A 1567-nucleotide genomic window follows, 5' to 3' on the forward strand; every position below is an offset into this window, starting at 1 on the left:
CCCGTTGCTCGTGCCCGAGACGCTGCCGCTGCCGACGGTGCTCGACCGGCTGCGGTCCGGGCACCGGCAGCTCGCCTGCGTGGTCGACGAGTACGGCGGCTTCGCCGGCGTGATCACGCTGGAGGACCTGGCCGAGGAACTGGTCGGGCCGATCCGGGACGAGGACGACCCGCCGGACCGGGCCGCGGCGCGGCAGGAGGACGGCTCCTGGGTCGTCCCGGCGCGCTGGCGCATCGACGAGGTCGCCGACAGCACCGGCATCGAGCTGCCCGAGGCGCCCGAGTACGACACGCTCTCCGGGCTGGTGATGCGGGAGCTGGGCCGGGTGCCCGAGGTCGGTGACCGGCTGGAGATCCCGGTCGCCGCCGACGGCGACGAGCCGGCGTCCGGCCCGCGGGTGCTGGTCGAGGTGCTCGCCGTGGACCGGCACGTGGCCGACTCGGTACGGCTGCGGTCCACCGCCGACGTGTCCGGGGAGGGTGCGGCATGACCCCCGGGTTCGCGTTGTTCTTCTCCGTGGTGCTGCTGGCGCTCAACGGGTTCTTCGTGGCCGCCGAGTTCGCGCTCGTCGCGGCCAAGCGGTACCGGCTGGAGCAGTCGGCCGCCGGCGGCGGCCGGGCCGCCCGCGCGGCGCTCGACGGCGTCCGCGAGCTGAGCCTCATGCTGGCCGGCGCGCAGCTCGGCATCACGCTGTGCACGCTGGGTCTGGGCGCGCTGGCCGAACCGGCCATCGAACGGCTGATCAGCCCGCTGCTGCACGCGGTCGGCCTGCCCACCGCGGCCAGTCACGTGGTGGCGCTGGTGTTCGCGCTGTCCCTGGTGACGTTCCTGCACCTGGTGGTCGGCGAGATGGCCCCGAAGTCGTGGGCGATCACCGACGCGGAGCGTTCGGCGACGCTGCTGGCGCTGCCGTTCCGGGCCTTCGCCCGGATCGTCCGGCCGGTGCTCTCCGTGCTCAACGGGCTCGCCAACGCGATGCTGCGGCTGTTCGGCGTGCAGCAGCAGGACCAGCTCGCCCAGGTGCACGGCCCGGACGAGCTGCGCATCCTGCTGGAGCAGTCCCGGGAGCACGGGCTGCTCGGCGCCGAGCAGCACCAGCTGCTCAGCAGCATGCTGGAGCTTCAGGGCACCACTGTGGCGCAGGTGATGGAGCCGTTCGACCGGATCGTCACGGTGGGCCGCGACGAGACCGCCGAGCGGATCGAGCACGTCTCCCGCGACAGCGGCCGGTCCCGGCTCGCCGTGGTCGACGCCGGTGGCGAGGTGTGCGGCCTGGTGCACGTACGCGAGGCGGTGCGTGCCGTCACCACCGGCCGCCCGGCGACCGCGGACGAGCTGATGACCAACGCCTTCACGCTGCCGGCCGAGGCGTCGGTGACCGAGGCGGTGGCCGCCATGCGGGCGCAGCAGGCGCAGCTCGCGCTGGTGAGCAACGGTGGCGGGCCGACCCGGCCGATCGGGTTCGTCGCGCTGGAGGACCTCCTGGAGGAGGTCATCGGCGAGTTCGACGACGAGACCGACCCGGTGCCGCGAGGCCGCCGGATGCGCTGACCGTCATGATCCGTAC

At 73.9% G+C, this 1567-nt stretch carries 2 protein-coding genes; both read left to right on the forward strand.

Annotation, left to right across the window (positions count from 1 at the left end; genetic code table 11):
- On the forward strand, window positions 1–490 hold a 490-nt coding region (locus KBX39_RS30830), incomplete at its 5' end, for a transporter associated domain-containing protein (RefSeq protein WP_210873918.1).
- Window positions 487–1551 (forward strand): hemolysin family protein, encoded by a 1065-nt coding sequence (locus KBX39_RS30835; protein ID WP_043325753.1) that lies wholly within the window; start codon window positions 487–489, stop codon window positions 1549–1551. The genes KBX39_RS30830 and KBX39_RS30835, both read left to right, overlap by 4 nt.
- Window positions 1552–1567: the final 16 nt, after the last annotated feature.

The sequence above is a fragment of the Micromonospora sp. D75 genome (assembly GCF_018070405.1).
GTDB classification, from domain to species: domain Bacteria; phylum Actinomycetota; class Actinomycetes; order Mycobacteriales; family Micromonosporaceae; genus Micromonospora; species Micromonospora chalcea.

What these genes read in the sequence shown, in the direction of transcription:
- KBX39_RS30835 (WP_043325753.1), top strand. Translation starts at nt 487, where the DNA reads ATGACCCCCGGGTTCGCGTTGTTCTTCTCCGTGGTGCTGCTGGCGCTC.